The organism is Saccharopolyspora karakumensis (assembly GCF_004349225.1).
GTDB lineage: Bacteria > Actinomycetota > Actinomycetes > Mycobacteriales > Pseudonocardiaceae > Saccharopolyspora > Saccharopolyspora endophytica.
In genome coordinates, this window is sequence record NZ_SMLA01000005.1 from 1 (window position 1) to 17,513 (window position 17,513).

Genomic DNA, 17,513 nt, shown 5'->3' on the forward strand with positions numbered 1-17,513 from the left:
TGTCGGTGGCGATGGCGGGGAGGGTCCGCCCGGTCCCATTCCGAACCCGGTAGCTAAGCTCCCCAGCGCTGATGGTACTGCACTCGCTAGGGTGTGGGAGAGTAAGACACCGCCGACACAATCCTTAGATGGGGTGGGCAGGAGAAGAAATTCTTCTGCCCACCCCATTTTTCATGCCCGGAAAACCCGCGCGATCCCGCAATTCATCGTCCCCCGGCCCACGAACACCGAGTTCGGTGGGAGTTCGTTGTTGAGGAAGTGGACCCGCCGCCCGTAACCTCGGTGCCATGAGCGGTGTTCGGATCTTGGTCGTGCAACCGTCGTCTGTTGACCCCCTGGGGCGTCTCGGTGACTGGTTGAGGGAGGCCGGCGCCGAGCTGGACGTCGTTCAGCCTGCGGAACGATCCCTCCCCAACCTCGAGGAGTACGACGCGCTCGTCGTGCTCGGCGGGGAGATGGGCGCCTACGACGACATCGATCACCCGTGGCTGTCGGACGTCCGCCTGATGCTCAGCCGTGCGGCGGCCAAGGGGATGCCGGTGCTCGCGATCTGTCTCGGTGCGCAGCTGCTGGCCGCGGCGACCGGTGGACAGGTGCGGCCGATCCGGAACGGCCCGGAGGTTGGGACTCTTCTCGTCGCCAAGCGCGACGTGGCCGCCGAGGATCCGCTGCTCGGTCCGCTTCCGCTGACGCCGGACGTCGTGCAGTTCCACAACGACGAGTTCAGCCTGCCGCCGTCGGCGCAGCTGCTGGCCTCCTCGCCGAAGTGCGACAACCAGGCGTTCCGCCTCGGCGACTGCGCTTACGGCTTGCAGTTCCACATCGAGACCACGCCGGAAGTCGTTCTGGAATGGGCTCGGAACTCGCCGGAGATGGCGGCCACCGCGCGTGCCGGCCAGCTCGATCCTGAACACCTCGCCGAGTTCCACGCCGATCTCGCCGAAACCTGGCAGCCCGTCGCAGAGCGGTTCGTTCGCATCGTCGGCACGCCGCCGGAAGAGCGGAAGGCGAGCAGGTTCCTCCCTCTCGCGTGACCTCGAGCAGGCGGCTCCACACAGGGGCCCGCTGCGGACTACGGTTCGGATATGGCCAACAGCAACTCGTCCAGGTCTGGTTCGGTCCCGTCGACGGCCCGGTACGGGTTCAGCGACGCCGAACGAGCCGAGGACCAGTTGAGGCGTGCCGGGTGGTGGTCGGCGCGCGGTCCTGGTGAGGCCGAACCGATTCTGGCCGCGTTGTCGCGCACCCCCGATCCGGATCTGGCGTTGCACTCGCTGGAGCGGATGCGGGAATCGTCGCCGGGGGAGTGGGACGCGCTGGCCGCGGCGCTGCTGCAGGACGTGGGTCTTCGGGGACGGCTGTTCAGCGTGCTGGGGGAGTCCACGGCGTTCGCGGATCACCTCGCGGCTCACCCGGGTGACTGGGTTCGGCTGACCTCGGACGCGACTCCGCCGGAGACGGTCGACGAGTGGACCGCCGCGCTGCTGGCCGCTGTGGGGGCTGAAGGCGACGGGGAACCGGGGACCGCGGGGGGACCCGTCGCCAAGCTCCAAGGTCAGGAGGCGGTTCGCGAGCTGCGCGCGACCTACCGTGCGCTGCTGCTGGACGTCGCCGCTCGCGACCTGGGCAACATCGCCGAACCCGGTCTCGCGGGGCTGTCCTACGACGAGGTCGCGGACATGCTCTCGGACCTGGCGGTCGCGGCGCTCAAGGCGGCGCTCGCGGTGGCGGTGGCCGAGGCCGGGATCGACGAGATGCCCCGGCTGTCGGTCATCGCTATGGGCAAGTGCGGCGGCCGCGAGCTGAACTACGTCAGCGATGTCGACGTCGTGTTCGTCGCCGACAGCGAAGCCGATGTCGCGACTGGAACTCGCTTGGCGAGCCTGATGATGCGCACCGTCGGCCCGGCGTTCTTCGAGATCGACGCGAACCTCCGCCCGGAGGGCAAGGCCGGCGCGTTGGTCCGCACCCTCGACGGGCATCTCAGCTACTACCGGCGCTGGGCCAGGACCTGGGAGTTCCAGGCGCTGCTGAAGGCGCGGCCGGTCGCCGGCGATGCGGAGCTGGGGCTGCGCTATCTCCAGGCGGTGCGGCCGATGGTGTGGACGGCCGCCGAGCGCGATGACTTCGTGGCCGACGTGCGCTCGATGCGCAGGCGGGTCGAGGCCCACGTGCCGTTGGACCTGGCGGAGCGGGAGCTGAAGCTGGGGCGCGGCGGTCTGCGCGACGTGGAGTTCGCGGTGCAGCTGCTGCAGATGGTGCACGGCCGCAGCGACGAATCGTTGCGCTCGTCGTCCACTTTGGAGGCGCTGCGGGCGCTGGGCGACGGCGGTTACGTGGCCAGGGCCGACGCCGCCGATCTGATCGACTCCTACCGGTTCCTGCGGACCGTCGAGCATCGGCTGCAGCTGCGCCAGCTGCGGCGCACCCACCTGTTCCCGGAGTTCGACGACGCGGATGCGCTGGGCGTGCTGGGGCGAGCGGCCGGGTTCCGGTCCAGCGGCCGCAACACGGCCGCGCAGGCGCTGGTGGCCGAATTCCGCAGGCACGCCAAGCGGGTCCGGCGACTGCACGAGAAGCTGTTCTACCGCCCGCTGCTGGAGGCGGTGGCGAAGGTGCCGACCGAGGCGATGCGGTTGACGACCTCGGCGGCCGCCGAACGGCTCGCCGCGCTGGGCTACACCTCGCCGCAGGGGGCGTTGCGGCACATCGGTGCGCTGACCTCGGGTGTGTCGCGTCGGGCGAGCATCCAGGGCGCGCTGCTTCCGGTGCTGCTGGACCTGTTGGGCAACACCCCGGATCCCGATGGTGGTCTGCTCGCCTACCGCAAGGTTTCCGAGGCGCTCGCCGAAACCCCCTGGTACCTGCGGCTGTTGCGGGACGAGGGAGTGGTGGCCGAGCGGCTCGCTCAGCTGCTGGGCACCTCGAAGCTGGTGCCGGAGCTGCTGATCCGCGCTCCTGAGGTGCTGCGGCTGCTGGCCGACACCCCGGCGCTGGCGGAACGCGGTTCGCACGAGGCGGCGATCTCGCTGCGCAGCACGGTCGGTCGTTACGCGGACCCGCAGCGGGCGGCGGCCGCTGCGCGTTCGCTGCGCAGGCACGAGCTGCTGCGCATCGCGTGCGCGGATCTGCTGGGGTTGGTGGAGCTCGACGCGGTGTGCCGGGGGTTGTCGAACATCTGGGTCGCGGTGCTGGAGTCGGCGCTGGACGTGTCGGTCCGGGACACCGCGTCGCGGTGGGACGGCGAGATCCCGGCGAGGATCGCGGTGATCGGGATGGGCAGGCTCGGCGGCGCGGAGCTCGGTTACGGCTCGGACGCCGACGTCCTGTTCGTGTGCGAGCCGATCGGTCAGGCCGATGAGGCGACGGCGTTGAAGTTCGCGGGCACGGTGGTGGAGCGGGTGCGCACGTTGCTGGGCGCACCGAGCCAGGACCCGCCGCTGGAGGTCGACATCGACCTGCGGCCGGAGGGCAAGCAGGGGCCTCTGGTGCGCACGCTGGACTCCTACCTCTCCTACTACCAGCGGTGGGGCGAGGCGTGGCAGTTCCAGGCGCTGCTGCGGGCCCGCGCGGTGGCCGGTGACCCGGACCTGGGGGAGCGGTTCTGCCGTGCCATCGACCCCATCCGCTACCCCGAGGGCGGTCTCGACGAGACCAAGGTGCGCGAGATCCGGCGGATCAAGGCTCGCGTGGACGCCGAGCGCCTGCCGCGAGGTGCGGACCCGGCGACGCACACCAAGCTCGGCCGGGGAGGGCTGGCCGACGTCGAGTGGACGGTGCAGCTGCTGCAGCTCCAGCACGCTCACGAGACACCGCAGCTGCGCACGACCTCGACGCTGGACGGTCTGCGCGCGGCGGCCGAGGCCGGACTGCTCAGCGAGTCCGACGCGCAGGACCTCATCGACGCGTGGATGCTGGTGACCCGCTTCCGCAACGCGGTCATGCTGGTCCGCGGCAAGCCGGGCGATCAGCTGCCCAAGCACGTGCAGGAACGGCTCGCGGTGGCGGCCGCCCTGGGCTATTCGGCGGAGGTCGACACCGGTGAGGTCGTCGACGACTACCTCCGGGTCACCCGCCACGCCAGAACGGTCGTGGAGAGGATCTTCTACGAGGCGTGACCCAGGCTCCTCCCGGTTGATCGGCAACTGGCTCGCCCACCGGTTCCGGGCCGAATTCTTCGAAACCGTTTCGTTCACCGGACGAACAGAGGCTCACGCGATCACCTCACCGGAGAAAAGCACGGGGTCGATCGAATTCCGTCGGTGCACGGGCCTCGGCGTCCTCCGGCGGTGATGGCGAAATCGATGGCATCCCCGTGATCTGCGATGACAACGGTCGCGATGGTGCTCGCGTCCGTTTCGCCCTCGAATCGGGTTAGACCAGGCGAACGCCGAAACCCGCCGGTCGGCGGTCGCTTCGGGGGTGAATCGATCCCTAACCTGATCAATGCACCGCGGTCTGGGATAAGGGGACTGGAAAATGTCCGAGGACTTCGAGCTGCTCGTCGACCGACAGGCCTTATGTGGAAGCGCCCCGCTGTGGATGTCCGCCCAGAATTGCGTGTATTGGGTGGATCTGCTGCGCAGGGAATTGCACACCTTCTACCGCGATACCGGCGTCGACGAGGTCCGGGTGCTGCCGGGCAAGGTCACCGCGCTGGGGGCCACGCGGCAGGGGCAGCTCATCGCCGCGGCCAACGGCGGGTTCGCCCGGGTTCACCTCGGCCGTTCCGGGCTGGAACCGGTGGTGCAGGTGCGCAACGGGGACCGGATGAGCATCGGCGGCTGCGATCCGGCGGGCCGGTTCGTGGCCTGCACCCGGACGCACGCCTCGGACCTGCGGGCCAGCGGTTGCTACGTCCTGGAGAGCAACCGGGCGCGGTTGCTGATCGACGGGCTGACCGGGCCGGGCGGTGTGGCGTGGAGCCCGGACGGGACTCGCATGTACGTGGTGGACGTGCGCACCATCTGGATCTACGACTACGACGCGCAGCGCGCCCGCGCGTACGCCGGTCGCAAGTGGGTGGTGTGCGCGGAGTCCGATGGCAGTCCGGAGGGGCTGGCGGTCGACTCGGAGGGGTGCGTGTGGGTGGCGATGCACTGGACGGGCCGGATACATCGCTACGCGCCTTCCGGCGACCTGGAGACGATCTTGTGGGCGCCGACGAGGCGCGTCAGCGGCCTGGCCTTCGGCGGTTCCCGCCTGGAGGAGCTCTACGTGACCTCGGCCTGCTTCGGCTACGACGAACCGGCCTTCAACGCCGATCCCTACGCGGGCTCCCTCCTGCGCTTCCGGCCCGGTGCCACGGGTACCCCGCTGCCTCCCTGGCAGGGGATCTGATCGACATCGACGACTATCGCTGATGTTGATCACCCAGTGCTAATAGCCGTTCGCATCTCCCCGGGTGACCCCGGAGATGAAGCGGCCCCGCCGGTCCGGGGACCGGCGGGGCCGCTTGCAGCTGGTCATCGACTCACACGTCGAAGTACAGCGAGAACTCGTGCGGGTGCGGGCGGAGGCGGATCGGGTCGATCTCCTCCTCGCGCTTCAACCGGATCCAGGTCTCGATCAGGTCCGGGGTGAAGACGCCGCCCTCGAGCAGGAAGTCGTGGTCGGCTTCCAGGTTGTCGATCGCCTCGGCCAGCGAGCTCGGGACGGTCGGCACGTTCTTGGCCTCTTCCGGCGGGAGCTCGTAGAGGTCCTTGTCGATCGGCTCGGCCGGCTCGATCTTGTTCTTGATGCCGTCCAGACCGGCCATCATCATCGCGGCGAACGCCAGGTACGGGTTGCCGGACGGGTCCGGGCAGCGGAACTCGACGCGCTTGGCCTTCGGGTTCGAGCCGGTGATCGGGATGCGCATGCAGGCGGAGCGGTTCCGCTGCGAGTACACCAGGTTCACCGGAGCCTCGAAGCCGGGCACCAGGCGGTGGTAGGAGTTCACCGACGGGTTGGTGAAGGCCAGCAGCTTCGGGGCGTGGTGCAGGATGCCGCCGATGTAGTGGCGCGCCATGTCCGACAGGCCCGCGTAACCGGCCTCGTCGTAGAACAGCGGGCTGCCGTCCTTCCACAGCGACATGTGGCTGTGCATGCCCGAACCGTTGTCCTCGAACAGCGGCTTCGGCATGAAGGTCACGGTCTTGCCGGCCTCCCACGCAGTGTTCTTGATGACGTACTTGAACAGCTGCAAGTCGTCCGCCGCGTGCAGCAGCGTGTTGAACTTGTAGTTGATCTCGGCCTGGCCACCGGTGCCGACCTCGTGGTGGGCGCGCTCGATCTCGAAGCCCGAGCCCTGCAGCTGCACGACCATCTTGTCGCGCAGGTCGGCGAAGTGGTCGTACGGCGAGACGGGGAAGTAGCCGCCCTTCATCCGGGTCTTGTACCCCCGGTTGCCGCCCTCCTCGTCGCGGCCGGTGTTCCACCAGCCCTCGATGGAGTCGACCTCGGCGAAGGTCTTGTTCGGAGCTTCCCCGAACTTGACCGAGTCGAAGATGTAGAACTCGGCCTCAGCACCGAAGAACGCGGTGTCGGCCACGCCGGACTCGGTCAGGTACTGCTCCGCCTTGCGCGCGATGTTGCGCGGGTCGCGGCTGTAGGGCTCCAACGTGAACGGGTCGTGCACGAAGAAGTTCAGGATCAGCGTCTTCTCGGTGCGGAACGGGTCCACGCGCGCCGTGTAGGGGTCCGGCAGCAGCAGCATGTCCGATTCGTGGATCGACTGGAAGCCGCGCACGGACGAACCGTCGAAAGCGAGACCGTTGGTGAACGAGTCCTCGTCGAACGCACCGGCGGGCACCGTGAAGTGCTGCATGACGCCCGGCAGGTCGCAGAACCGGACATCGACGAACTTCACGTCCTCATCGGCGATGAAGCGGAGGACCTCGTCTGGATTCTTGAACAAGCTCGGTGGCTCCTTCACGCAGTCGTACAGCTCACCGGTGCCACGTAGTTCTGGTCGCCGCCGGCTCGTCAATGACGGTATGTCACCGGTGTTGCCCCGGCGTCTCCTGAATGTTTCGCGGGCGTTAACGGCCATCCGAACGGGTGACGCCGGTTACAGATCGCGGTGGAAGCCGATGCTCCGAGCGGCCTGGTGGAGCCGGTGCGTACCCTGGATGACGTGCGAAACGTCCTCGGCTCGTGGCTGGACGGCCCGAAGAGCGCAATGAACCAGGCGCGTGAACAGGCCAGCGAGAACCGGCCTGCGTTCCGCGGCGAGAAGCTCGGCTTGCCCGAGTCCGGGCCCGGATCGGCGGCGCCGCTGCGCAAGCGGCTGCTGGCCTTCGTGGTCGACCTGGTGCTCGCCGCGCTGATCACCGCCGCCTTCACCGCACCGGCCTACCCGGGCGACTGGAGCCTGCTGACCTGGCTGGTCATCACCGTGGTGCCGGTGTCGTTCTTCGGCGCGACCCCCGGCATGGCCCTGACCAAGATCTGGGTGGCTCGGGTCGACGCCCCCAAGATGGTCGGTCCGCTGCGCGCCGTGCTGCGCGGTCTGCTCACCGTCCTGATCATCCCGGCCGTGATCTGGAACTTCGACGGCCGCTCGTGGCACGACCGGATCAGCGGCACCATCGTCCTCCGCCGCTGACACCTGACGAACGAGAACGGGCCCGGGGAAGCTTCCCCGGGCCCGTTCTCGTTCGCTTCGCGTTACTTGGCGCGGCGCATCGCGCGCGACACGTTGCGCATCTTGGCGCCCTGCGGAACCGGGCCCTTGGGCATCGCGTTGCCGCGGCTGGCCAGAGCCGACAGGCGGTTCTCGATGTTGTCGATCTGGGCCGGGCCGATGTTGCGCGGGAGCTTCATGATCCGCTGCTGCAACTTCGGCAGCGGGACCTGGCCCTCCTCGTTGCCCACGATCATCTCGTAGATCGGGGTCTCGCCGACCAGGCGCGACACGCGCTTCTTCTCCTGCGAGACCAGGTTCTTGACCCTGCCCGGCGAGCCTTCGCCGACGAGCACGATGCCCGGCCGACCGATGATCCGGTGCACCGCGTCGAGCTGCTGGGTGCCGGCCACCGCCTGGGAGACGACCCAGCGTCCCCGCAGGTTGTCCAGCGCCCAACCGGCAGCCCCGGGCTGCCCCTCCGCCTTGCGGAACACCGTCGCCTGCACCCGGCGGCCGAAGATGATCACGGCCGCGAGCAGGCCGAACGCGAGGCCCACGGGCAGGAACACCCAGTGCAGACCCCAGATCATGCCCAGCAGGAAGACCACGACGGTCACGCCGAGGAACGCCCCGAGCATCAGCGGCAGGAGGAGCTTGTCCTCCCGGCGCTGCATCTTGAACGCCTCGAAGATCTGCTTGACGCGGCCTACCGAAGCCTGACGTCGCTGTTTGGCCGCCTCTTTCTTAGCGGCCTTGTCCTGCTTGGCCATGCTCCTCAGGATACGGCTCTCTTTTGGGAGGTTGTAGTTGCGTCCCTCGTGCCGTGATCGAGATGTGTCGCGATCGGGGGTGGTCTCGTCCACTGACACGACTCTGTGGTCGTGGTGCTGGCGGTGCGGGTAGCGGAACCTCAGACGCCTTCTGGCTCCGGGATCGGAGGCTGATGTATGGCTAGACGTCTGAGAACCCGCGGCGGTGCCGGTTGCTCGGGTGGGGTACTGAGAAACCGGCTTCGCCGGTTGCGTGACGTGGGCCTTTGTCGAAAAAGAGGGGCGCTTCCTGTCGGAAGCGCCCCCTCTTCTTCTTCTCAGCGGTTGAGCAGGCTGCTGGCTTCTTGTGCTGCTGTGCCTGCTTCTGCGAGGTGGGCCATGTTGTCCGGGAGGGGCATGCCTCGGTGGACGGTGGCCTTGGCGAACAGGCGGCCTGCTCGGTAGCTGGAGCGGACCAGCGGGCCGGCCATGACGCCCGGGAAGCCGATCTCCTCGGCGGCCTGGGTGTGCTCGACGAACTCCTCCGGCTTCACCCAGCGGTCCACCGGGTGGTGCCGCGGGCTCGGCCGCAGGTACTGGGTGATCGTGATGATGTCGCAGCCCGCGTCGCGCAGGTCCTGCAGCGCGGGGCGGACCTCGTCGGGCGTCTCGCCCATGCCGAGGATCAGGTTCGACTTGGTGACCAGGCCCGCGTCGCGCGCCTTGGTGATCACCTCGAGCGACCGCTCGTAGCGGAAGCCGGGGCGGATCCGGCGGAACACGCTGGGCACGGTCTCCAGGTTGTGCGCGAGCACCTCCGGCCGGGAGCCGAAGACCTCTTCGAGCTGGTCGGGCTCGGCGTTGAAGTCCGGGATGAGCAGCTCCACGCCGGTGCCCGGGTTGAGCTCGTGGATCTGGCGGACGGTCTCGGCGTACAGCCAGGCCCCGCCGTCGTCCAGGTCGTCTCGGGCGACACCGGTGACCGTGGAGTAGCGCAGGCCCATGGCCTGCACCGACTCGGCGACCTTGCGCGGTTCGGAGGTGTCCAGCGCGGCAGGCTTACCGGTGTCGATCTGGCAGAAGTCGCAGCGGCGGGTGCACTGGTCACCACCGATGAGGAAGGTGGCCTCGCGGTCTTCCCAGCACTCGAAGATGTTCGGGCAACCCGCCTCCTCGCAGACGGTGTGCAACCCCTCGCGCTTGACGAGTCCCTTGAGCTCCTTGTACTCGGGACCCATCCGCGCGCGGGTCTTGATCCACGACGGCTTCTTCTCGATCGGAGTCTGGCTGTTGCGGGCCTCCAACCGCAGCAGCTTGCGACCCTCAGGCGCCACAGTCACGCGCCCAGGCTACGCCCTCCACCCCCGGTGTTGGTCAAGGGAGTCGGGCTGAGCTGGGAAGATTTTCGCAGGTGGTGATGGCTGTCACCTCGAGCTCGGAAGCTGTGCGGAATGCTGCGAGCGCCGGTCGGAAACCGGGCATGCTGCACAGTTCGGGCTCGCCTCTACAGGCTCGGGATGAGCTTGCGGAGCGGGCTCCGTCGGTCCTCGCGGTTCGTGATCGGGGTCGCGCGCAGCAGTTGGACGAACGTGCGGCCGACGCGAGCGACCTCGTGCGGCGGCTCGTGCTCGTCGGCGAGGCCGGCGGCGATGGCCAGCAGCCGGTGCTCCCGCTCGGTGGCCTCGGACAGCGCGGGGTTGGCGGAGTGGACGTCCAGCGCGGCGCGCAGGCCCGGATTCGCACCGGCTGTGCGGCGCCACGCCATGGTGACCGCCTTGACGCGGTCGTCGTGCGGTCCGTTCTCGGTGTCGATCAGCGCGACTTCGACGCGGCCGGTCAGCTGCTGCATCCACTTGTGGTGCAGCGCGGTGAGCAGCTCGTCGGTGTCGCGGAAGGGGCTCGGCACGGTGTCGAAGGCCGCGGTGAGGTCTCGACGAGCGCTGTCGAGTACCTCGGCCAACGCCTGTTGCCTCTGGTGGAAGTCGTTCCAGCTCATGGCGCTCTCCAGGGGTCGGGGATACCCGAGGTGCAGCGACATACCCTTGGTATGTCGCTGTATCGCGGTAGCACGGCGTCGTACCGTCGGTATGTCATAGGCTTGTGAGCATGGCTACAGCACGTCCGCGGCGCGTCGAGTACTCCGAAGCCACCAGGCAGGCGCTGGTGGATTCGGCCGTGGACCTGTTCACCGAGCACGGCTACTCGCAGACCCCGCTCGAGGAGATCGCCAAGCGGGCGCGGGTCACCAAGGGCGCGCTGTACCACCACTTCGGCGGCAAGCAGGCGCTGTTCGAAGCCGCCTTCAGCGCGGTGGAATCCGGTGTCGTGGCGCGGCTATCGGAGGTCGTCTCGGATCCCGGCGACCCGTGGGAGGCCACCCGGTCCGGGCTGCGGGCGTTCCTGGAGGTCTGCTTGGAACCCTCCTACCAGCGCATCGTCGTGCAGGACGGACCCGCGGTGATGGGCTGGCGCCGCTGGCGGGACGCCGAGGAGGCCTACACCTTCGGCGTGCTGCGCACCGTGGTGTCCAACCTGATCGCCTCCGGCGAGATCGGTGATGCGCTGCCGGTCGACGCGCTGGCGCGGATCATGTTCGGCGCGCTGTCGGCCGGTGCGACCGCGATCGCCGCGTCCTCCTCGCCGATGCAGGAACGCGCCGACATCGCGGTGTGCATCGAGCGGGTGCTCAACGGTCTCCGCGTGGGCTGACCGCCACGGCGCCCGGTGGTTCGGGCAACTAATCTCGGAGATCGTGACAGAGAAATTCCAGTTGCGGATCTTCACCGAACCCCAGCAGGGCGCCTCCTACGACGACCTGCTGCGCGTCGCCACGCACGCCGAGGACACCGGCTACGACGCGTTCTTCCGCTCCGACCACTACCTGAAGATGGGGTCCGTCACCGGCGAGCCCGGCCCGACCGATGCCTGGGTGACTCTCGGCGGACTCGCGCGCGAGACCAGCCGCTTGCGGCTGGGCACGCTCATGACGGCCGGGACCTTCCGGCTGCCCGGCCCGCTGGCGATCGCGGTCGCGCAGGTCGACCAGATGTCCGGCGGTCGCGTCGAGTTCGGTCTGGGCAGCGGCTGGTACGAGGAGGAGCACACCGCCTACGGCATCCCGTTCCCGTCGCTGAAGGAGCGGTTCGACCGCTACGCCGAGCAGCTGGAGATCATCACCGGCCTGTGGGAGACGCCGGACGGTGAGACGTACTCCTTCGACGGCGAGCACTACCAGCTCACCGACTCCCCGGCGCTGCCCAAGCCCGCTCAGCGGCCGCGCCCGCCGGTGCTGATCGGCGGTGCGGGCAAGAAGCGCACCCCGGCGCTGGCGGCCCGGTTCGCCGACGAGTTCAACCTGCCGTTCGTCGACGTCGAGACCGCCGCCGCGCAGTTCGAGCGCGTCGACGCCGCCTGCGAGGTGATCGGCCGGGACAGCGGTGAGATCGTGCGGTCCGCGGCGATGGTGCTGTGCGTCGGCAAGGACGAGGGCGAGCTCGCCCGCCGCGCGGAATCCATCGGGCGCGAGGTCGCCGAGCTGCGCGACAACGGTCTGGCGGGCACGCCGGACGAGGTCGTCGACAAGATCGGCTCCTGGCGCGAGCGCACCGGCATCACCCGTCTCTACCTGCAGGTCCTCGACCTCGCCGACCTCGATCACCTCGACGTCGTCGCCGATCAGGTCGCCCCGCAGCTGTGACCCCACCGCGGGTGGCCGGCAGGCTCCGGTCACCCGCGGCAGTCCACACCGCACGCTCGGGTTCCCCAGCCCCGAACGCGAATCTAGAGTCCCTGCCGGGGACCCGGTTCCACACCTCGCCCACGATTTCAGTGGAACTCCGATCGCGGGTTTCAGTGGAAATCAGGTCCCGGTTTCGGCGGGCTTTGCGGGAGGTCGTGTTGTCGCAGGTGGGAACCGTCTCGTTGCAGCGGGAACTCGACGCCGCGTTGCCCGGGAAGGTGCGGACCGACCGGACCGCCCGCGCGGCCTACGCCTCCGATGCGTCCATCTACCGGCGGGTGCCGCTGGCGATCGTCGAGCCGGAGGACGACGCCGACGTCGCCCTGGTGGTGCGGGCGGCGGCTGATGCCGGGGTCGCGGTCACGGCGCGGGGCGGCGGGACCTCGGTGGCGGGCAACGCCATCGGATCCGGTGTGGTGCTGGACTTCTCGCGGCGGATGGACCGGATCCTGGAGATCGATCCGCAGGCCCGCACCGCGCGGGTGCAGCCGGGCGTCGTGCTCGACGACCTGCGCGTGGCCGCGGCGGTGCACGGGCTGACCTTCGCGCCCGACCCGTCCACCCATTCCCGCTGCACGATCGGCGGGATGATCGGCAACAACGCCTGCGGTGCGCACTCCGTCGTCTGGGGGACCACGGCCGACAACGTCGTCGAGCTGCGGATGATCCGCGCCGACGGCAGCGCGCTCACCGCCACCGCCACCGGCAGCGACGACCCGGAGCTGGACGGGCGACTGCGGCAGCTCGTCGGTGACGACCTCGCGCTGCTGCGCACCGAGCTAGGCCGGTTCAGCAGGCAGGCCTCCGGCTACGGCCTCCAGCACCTGCTCCCGGAGCGGGGATTCGACCTGGCCAAGGCCCTGGTCGGAAGCGAGAGCACCTGCGGCATCGTCACCGAGGCGACCGTGCGGCTGGTGCCGACGCCGACCGCTCGCGCGCTCGCGGTGATCGGCTTCCCGGACGTCTACCTGGCCGCGGAGGTCGCGCCGGAGCTCGCCGCGGCGGGAGCGATGACCGTCGAGGGGATGGGCGCGGACCTGCTCGCGGCGCTGCGTTCCCGGCCCGGTCGCGAGAGCGCGGGCCAGGCGCTGCCGGACGGTCATGCCTGGCTCTACTGCGAAGCCGGGGCGGACGCGCCCGACGAAGCCGAGAGCCGGGCCGGTGAGCTCGCGCGGCTGGCGACGTCGCGGATCCCGGGCGCTCGCTCGGTGGTCGTGACCGATCCGGTCCGGAGCCGGGAGCTGTGGCGGATCCGGGAGTCCGGGGCGGGCATCGTCACGCGCCTGTCCGACGGCGGCGAGGCCTGGCCGGGCTGGGAGGACTCCGCCGTCCCTCCCGAGAACCTGGCCGCCTACCTGCGGGATCTGTACGCGCTGCTGGACTCCCACCGCCTGCGCGGTGTTCCGTTCGGGCACTTCGGCGAAGGCTGCCTGCACCTGCGGGTCGACTTCCAGCTGGGCACCGAGGAGGGGCTGGCGGCCTACCGGTCGTTCATCACCGAAGCCGCCCGGCTGGTCGCCTCCCACGGTGGTTCGGTGAGCGGGGAGCACGGCGACGGGCGGGCGCGCTCGGAACTGCTGCGGCACATGTACTCCCTCCGAGCGAGAGAGTGCTTCGCCGAGTTCAAGCGGATCTTCGATCCCGGCGGGGTCCTCAACCCCGAGGTCCTGGTGGATCCCGCACCCCTCGACGCCGGTGTGCGGCCCGGGCCGGGGCATCGCGCGCTGGAGGTCACCCCGGTGCACGCGTTCAGCCGCGACCGGGGTTCGTTCGCCGCCGCCGTCGACCGCTGCGTCGGCGTCGGCGCCTGCCGCAACCTCGACACCGGGAGCATGTGCCCGTCGTTCAAGGTGACCCGCGACGAGGTGCACTCGACGCGGGGGAGGGCCAGGGTGCTGGCCGAGATGCTGCGCGGGGAGTCCGTCGAGGGCGGATGGCGCTCCGCCGAAGCGTTGGAGGCGCTCGACCTGTGCCTGTCCTGCAAGGCGTGCGCGAGCGACTGCCCGGTCAACGTCGACATGGCCACCTACAAGGCCGAGTTCCTGCACCACCACTACCGGGGCCGGCCGCGGCCGAGGGCGCACTACTCGATGGGCTGGTTGCCGGTGTGGACCCGGTTGATGTCGGCGGTGCCCGGTGCGGCCGCCGCGGTGAACCGGGTGCTGGCCGCGCGGCCGGTGTCGCAGCTGGTCGCTCGGTTGGGCGGGATCGAGCGGCGGCGGGAGATGATCCGCTTCGCGCCCCGATCGCTGGTCCGGCGCCTGCGGCGGCGCGAACCTGGCGGCGGCGAGACCGTGGTGCTGTGGCCGGACACCTTCACCAACCACCTCAGCCCCGAGGTCGGCGAAGCCGCGGTGGAGGTGCTGGAGGCGCTGGGGTATCGGGTGGTGCTGCCGGAGGGATTCGTGTGCTGCGGCCTGACCTGGCACTCCACCGGTCAGCTGGGCACGGCCCGGAAGGCCCTGGCCCGCTCGTTGAAGGTCCTCGCCCCGCACCTACCGGCCGGACGCGCGGTGATCGGGCTCGAACCGTCCTGCACCGTGATGCTGCGCGACGAGGCCACCGAGCTGCTGCCCGACGACCCGCGCGCGACGCGCCTGGCCGCTCAGACCAGGACGTTCGGCGAGTTCGTGGCGGCTCACGACGGTCCGCTGCCGTTCGGGCGGCTCGACGTCGAGGCGATCGCCCAGGTCCACTGCCACCAGGAGGCCAAGGGGAGCTGGGAACCGGATCGGGAGCTGCTCGAACGCCTCGGTGTCGAGCCCGACGTCATCTCCACCGGATGCTGCGGCCTGGCGGGCAACTTCGGTTTCGAACGCGGGCATTGGGAGGTCTCCCAGGCGTGCGCGGAGCGCGAGCTCTACCCCAAGGTTCGCGAGGCCGCCGCGGACGCGCTCGTGCTGGCCGACGGCTTCTCCTGCCGCACCCAGATCGCGCAGGGGACTTCCCGCCGGGCGACCCACCTCGCCGAGGTGCTGCGGGCGGCTCTCCGCAGCGGCTGACGGCGGTCAGCGGAGCTGGTCGGCGACGTCGGAGGCCGCCGTGAGCAGGACGAGCGCCGGGATCGCGGCCTTCGGCCGGAGCCGGTAGGAGCCGCGCTTGTCCTGTTCCACGAGGTTGGTCGCGGTCAGCGACTTGAGGTGGTGGTAGAGGCGGCCGGTCGAGCCCAGCTCGGCGGCCTCCTGGAGGGCGGTGGCCGGCTGCGGGCCCTGGGTGGCCAGCAATCGGACGATCGCCGCGCGGGCCGGGTGCCCGAGGGCCGCGAGGACGTCGGTGCGCGGCCCGTCGGGAAGTTCGAGCACCCGCGCGGGATCGACCTGGATGCTCCAGTCCAGCTCGGCGGGCTCGGCCAGGTGGCCCTCGTAGCGCAGGTGGCCGCCGCTGGGCTCGGCGGCGGGTTCCGAACCGGCGGAGCGCTCGGACTCCAGGGCGGCCACGCGGGCTTCGAGGGCTTCGACGCGCTGTTGCAAGTCCACGCGACGAGCTTGCCTCAGCCGTTCAGCGCGGCCATCAGCCGGTCCCGCCAACGCGAGTCCTCGATGGCCAGCAGCAGCGGCAGTCCCGGATCGCCGGTGCTCAGCTGCTCGGCACTGATGTCGCCGTGCGCCAGCAGCGCGCCCCAACCCAGCGACCCGTCCGTCCGGCGCACCGAGATCCCGCTGGTCAGCGCCCCGGGGAGGCTGCCGCCCTTGATCCCGACACCGGCCACGCCCGGTGGCAGCGAGCCCGCCAAGGGGCGTTCCAGGTGCTCGCGCGCGAGACCGCCCTCGGAGCTGAGCGCGCTGTGCACCGCGGCCAGCTTCGCCGCCGAACCCGCCGCCGTGGTCGACGCCCACGAGACCTGCTCGCGATACCCGGGCAGGCCGGACCGCAGGCGCCGCAGCACTTCCCGGCGCAGCGCGGGATCGTCGCGGTGCCGCCGTTCCAGGGCGAAGCCCCAGGTCCGGCGGGCGGTGACCGGAAGTCCGGCGGGCGGTGCGGTTTCCGGCATCACGAGGAACAGGTACTCCGCGCACAGCGATCGCACGTCCGCGTCCGGCCAGCCGCGCGCCGCGGCGGCTCGGGTGACCGCGTCCGCGCCCAGGCGGTCGCGCAGCAGATCCGGTGCGGCGCTGTCGCTGAACAGGATCATCATCGCGACCACGTCGTCCAGCGCCACCCGGTGCTCGGGATCGGCCGCGTGGAGCCCGGTTTCGTCGGTGGGCACGCCGAGGTGGCGCAGGCTCGCAGCGTGCGCGCCTCCGTCGGTGGGCACGTAGTAGCGCTCCCAGTCGCCGACCCGCACGAGCTCGCCCGGATCGAGCCGGTCGGACTCGACGGCGTCGGCGTAGGCGGCCAGGTGCACGACCTTGACGGCCGAGGCCAGCGGCTGCGCGGCGTCGGCCCGGTGGGTCAGGCGGTTTCCGCGTCCGTCGTCGAGCACGAGGCCCAGTCCGTCGCGGTGGGCGGCGATCCAGTTCAACCAGCCCTCGGGCGCCGCCAGATCGGGCGGTGCCGCGAGGGCGGGGCGGGCCAGCAGCAGGGGAGTCGCGGCTCCGGTCGCGACGAGCAGGCTCCGACGGGACAGCGACATGCCACTCCTCCAGTTGTTCCGCATTTCCGGAATACTAGAGGAGTGGACTCGGTGGTGTCAGCGGAGGCTGGGGTCCAGTGCCAGCGTGACGCCCGCAGCGGCGGGCTGGTGGCGGGGGATGTTGCGCTCGACGAGTTCGAGGTGACCGTCGAGCGCGTCCTGCACGGCCTGCTCCACCAGCGGATACGCCTCGTCGACCGGGACGTCGCGACCGAGCTCGTCCGACAGCGACGTGGTCCCCGCGTCGGCGATGCCGCACGGCACGATGCGGTCGAACTCGCGCAGGTCGGCGTTGCAGTTGAGCTCCAGGCCGTGCATCGTCACGCCGCGCTGCACGCGGATGCCGATCGCGGCGATCTTGCGCTCCGGGCGTCCGTCGACCGCGGGCAGCCACACGCCGCTGCGGCCCTCCACCCGACCCGCGTCGAGGCCGAACTGGTCGCACACGTGGATCAGCGCCTGCTCCAGGCGGCGCACGTAGTCCACGACGTCGATCGGGTCCGACAGCTGCACGATCGGGTAGCCGACGATCTGGCCGGGGCCGTGCCAGGTGATCTTGCCGCCGCGGTCCACGTCGATGACCGGCGTGCCGTCCGACGGGCGGTCCTCCGGCTGCGTCCGCTTGCCCGCCGTGTAGACCGACGGATGTTCCAGCAGCAGCAGGGTGTCGGGGTTCTGGCCCTCGACGCGGCCGGTGGCCAGCTCGCGCTGCAGGTCCCAGGCGTCCAGGTAATCGATGGTTCCCAGGTGCCGCACGGCCATCGGCTCGGACGACTCGCGACACGAAGAATTGGCACGACTCACGGCGCCAGGCTACGCCCCCTGAACAGGTCGGCAGCCGAA

Annotated in this window: 14 protein-coding genes and 1 rRNA gene; 8 read left to right on the forward strand and 7 right to left on the reverse strand. The window is 70.2% G+C overall.

Annotation, left to right across the window (positions count from 1 at the left end; genetic code table 11):
- Position 1: 1 nt before the first annotated feature.
- From rrf to E1202_RS04880, 4 genes are all read left to right on the forward strand, one after another.
- A 5S ribosomal RNA gene (gene rrf / locus E1202_RS04865) occupies positions 2-118 on the forward strand.
- Between the two features lie 169 nt (positions 119-287).
- A complete protein-coding gene (locus tag E1202_RS04870) occupies positions 288-1,034 on the forward strand; it encodes a type 1 glutamine amidotransferase (protein ID WP_132681353.1) in 747 nt (248 codons plus the stop codon).
- 51 nt (positions 1,035-1,085) lie between these two features.
- On the forward strand, positions 1,086-4,118 hold the full coding sequence (locus tag E1202_RS04875) for a bifunctional [glutamine synthetase] adenylyltransferase/[glutamine synthetase]-adenylyl-L-tyrosine phosphorylase (RefSeq protein WP_132681354.1): 3,033 nt from the start codon (positions 1,086-1,088) through the stop codon (positions 4,116-4,118).
- A gap of 361 nt (positions 4,119-4,479) precedes the next feature.
- The gene (locus tag E1202_RS04880; RefSeq protein ID WP_132681355.1) at positions 4,480-5,340 is read left to right on the forward strand and encodes an SMP-30/gluconolactonase/LRE family protein; all 861 of its coding nucleotides are present in this window, start codon (positions 4,480-4,482) and stop codon (positions 5,338-5,340) included.
- 133 nt (positions 5,341-5,473) lie between these two features.
- On the opposite strand, the gene glnA is transcribed toward E1202_RS04880, so the two are convergent.
- On the reverse strand, positions 5,474-6,898 hold the full coding sequence (gene glnA, locus E1202_RS04885) for a type I glutamate--ammonia ligase (protein ID WP_132681356.1): 1,425 nt from the start codon (positions 6,896-6,898) through the stop codon (positions 5,474-5,476).
- Between the two features lie 219 nt (positions 6,899-7,117).
- Here glnA and E1202_RS04890 point away from each other — a divergent pair, with 219 nt between their 5' ends.
- Entirely contained in the window at positions 7,118-7,588 is a 471-nt protein-coding gene (locus E1202_RS04890) for an RDD family protein (protein ID WP_132681357.1), read from the forward strand.
- A gap of 62 nt (positions 7,589-7,650) precedes the next feature.
- Here E1202_RS04890 and E1202_RS04895 read toward each other — a convergent pair whose 3' ends face one another.
- From E1202_RS04895 to E1202_RS04905, 3 genes are all read right to left on the reverse strand, one after another.
- Positions 7,651-8,379: a DUF4191 domain-containing protein gene (locus tag E1202_RS04895; RefSeq protein WP_132679602.1), complete on the reverse strand. Its 729-nt coding sequence runs from the start codon at positions 8,377-8,379 to the stop codon at positions 7,651-7,653.
- 317 nt (positions 8,380-8,696) lie between these two features.
- Positions 8,697-9,698, reverse strand: a complete 1,002-nt coding sequence (gene lipA / locus E1202_RS04900) for a lipoyl synthase (RefSeq protein ID WP_132681358.1) — start codon at positions 9,696-9,698, stop codon at positions 8,697-8,699.
- Positions 9,699-9,862: 164 nt separating this feature from the next.
- Complete coding sequence (locus tag E1202_RS04905; RefSeq protein WP_132681359.1) at positions 9,863-10,354, reverse strand: hypothetical protein; 492 nt, start codon at positions 10,352-10,354, stop codon at positions 9,863-9,865.
- A gap of 110 nt (positions 10,355-10,464) precedes the next feature.
- On the opposite strand from E1202_RS04905, the gene E1202_RS04910 reads away from it, so the two are divergent.
- The 3 genes from E1202_RS04910 to E1202_RS04920 all read left to right on the forward strand — a co-directional run bounded on the left by E1202_RS04910 (position 10,465) and on the right by E1202_RS04920 (position 15,099).
- On the forward strand, positions 10,465-11,067 hold the full coding sequence (locus E1202_RS04910; RefSeq protein ID WP_132681360.1) for a TetR/AcrR family transcriptional regulator: 603 nt from the start codon (positions 10,465-10,467) through the stop codon (positions 11,065-11,067).
- Positions 11,068-11,110: 43 nt separating this feature from the next.
- The gene (locus tag E1202_RS04915; RefSeq protein ID WP_132681361.1) at positions 11,111-12,055 is read left to right on the forward strand and encodes an LLM class F420-dependent oxidoreductase; all 945 of its coding nucleotides are present in this window, start codon (positions 11,111-11,113) and stop codon (positions 12,053-12,055) included.
- 209 nt (positions 12,056-12,264) lie between these two features.
- The gene (locus E1202_RS04920) at positions 12,265-15,099 is read left to right on the forward strand and encodes an FAD-binding and (Fe-S)-binding domain-containing protein (RefSeq protein ID WP_207918479.1); all 2,835 of its coding nucleotides are present in this window, start codon (positions 12,265-12,267) and stop codon (positions 15,097-15,099) included.
- 6 nt (positions 15,100-15,105) lie between these two features.
- Here E1202_RS04920 and E1202_RS04925 read toward each other — a convergent pair whose 3' ends face one another.
- From E1202_RS04925 to lipB, 3 genes are read right to left on the reverse strand one after another with little or no spacing between them, the layout of a single operon-like run.
- Positions 15,106-15,573: an ArsR/SmtB family transcription factor gene (locus E1202_RS04925; RefSeq protein ID WP_207918468.1), complete on the reverse strand. Its 468-nt coding sequence runs from the start codon at positions 15,571-15,573 to the stop codon at positions 15,106-15,108.
- A 14-nt stretch (positions 15,574-15,587) separates the two neighbouring features.
- A complete protein-coding gene (locus E1202_RS04930; protein ID WP_132681362.1) occupies positions 15,588-16,670 on the reverse strand; it encodes a serine hydrolase in 1,083 nt (360 codons plus the stop codon).
- A gap of 57 nt (positions 16,671-16,727) precedes the next feature.
- The gene (gene lipB / locus E1202_RS04935; protein ID WP_132681363.1) at positions 16,728-17,474 is read right to left on the reverse strand and encodes a lipoyl(octanoyl) transferase LipB; all 747 of its coding nucleotides are present in this window, start codon (positions 17,472-17,474) and stop codon (positions 16,728-16,730) included.
- Between the last annotated feature and the right edge of the window lie 39 nt (positions 17,475-17,513).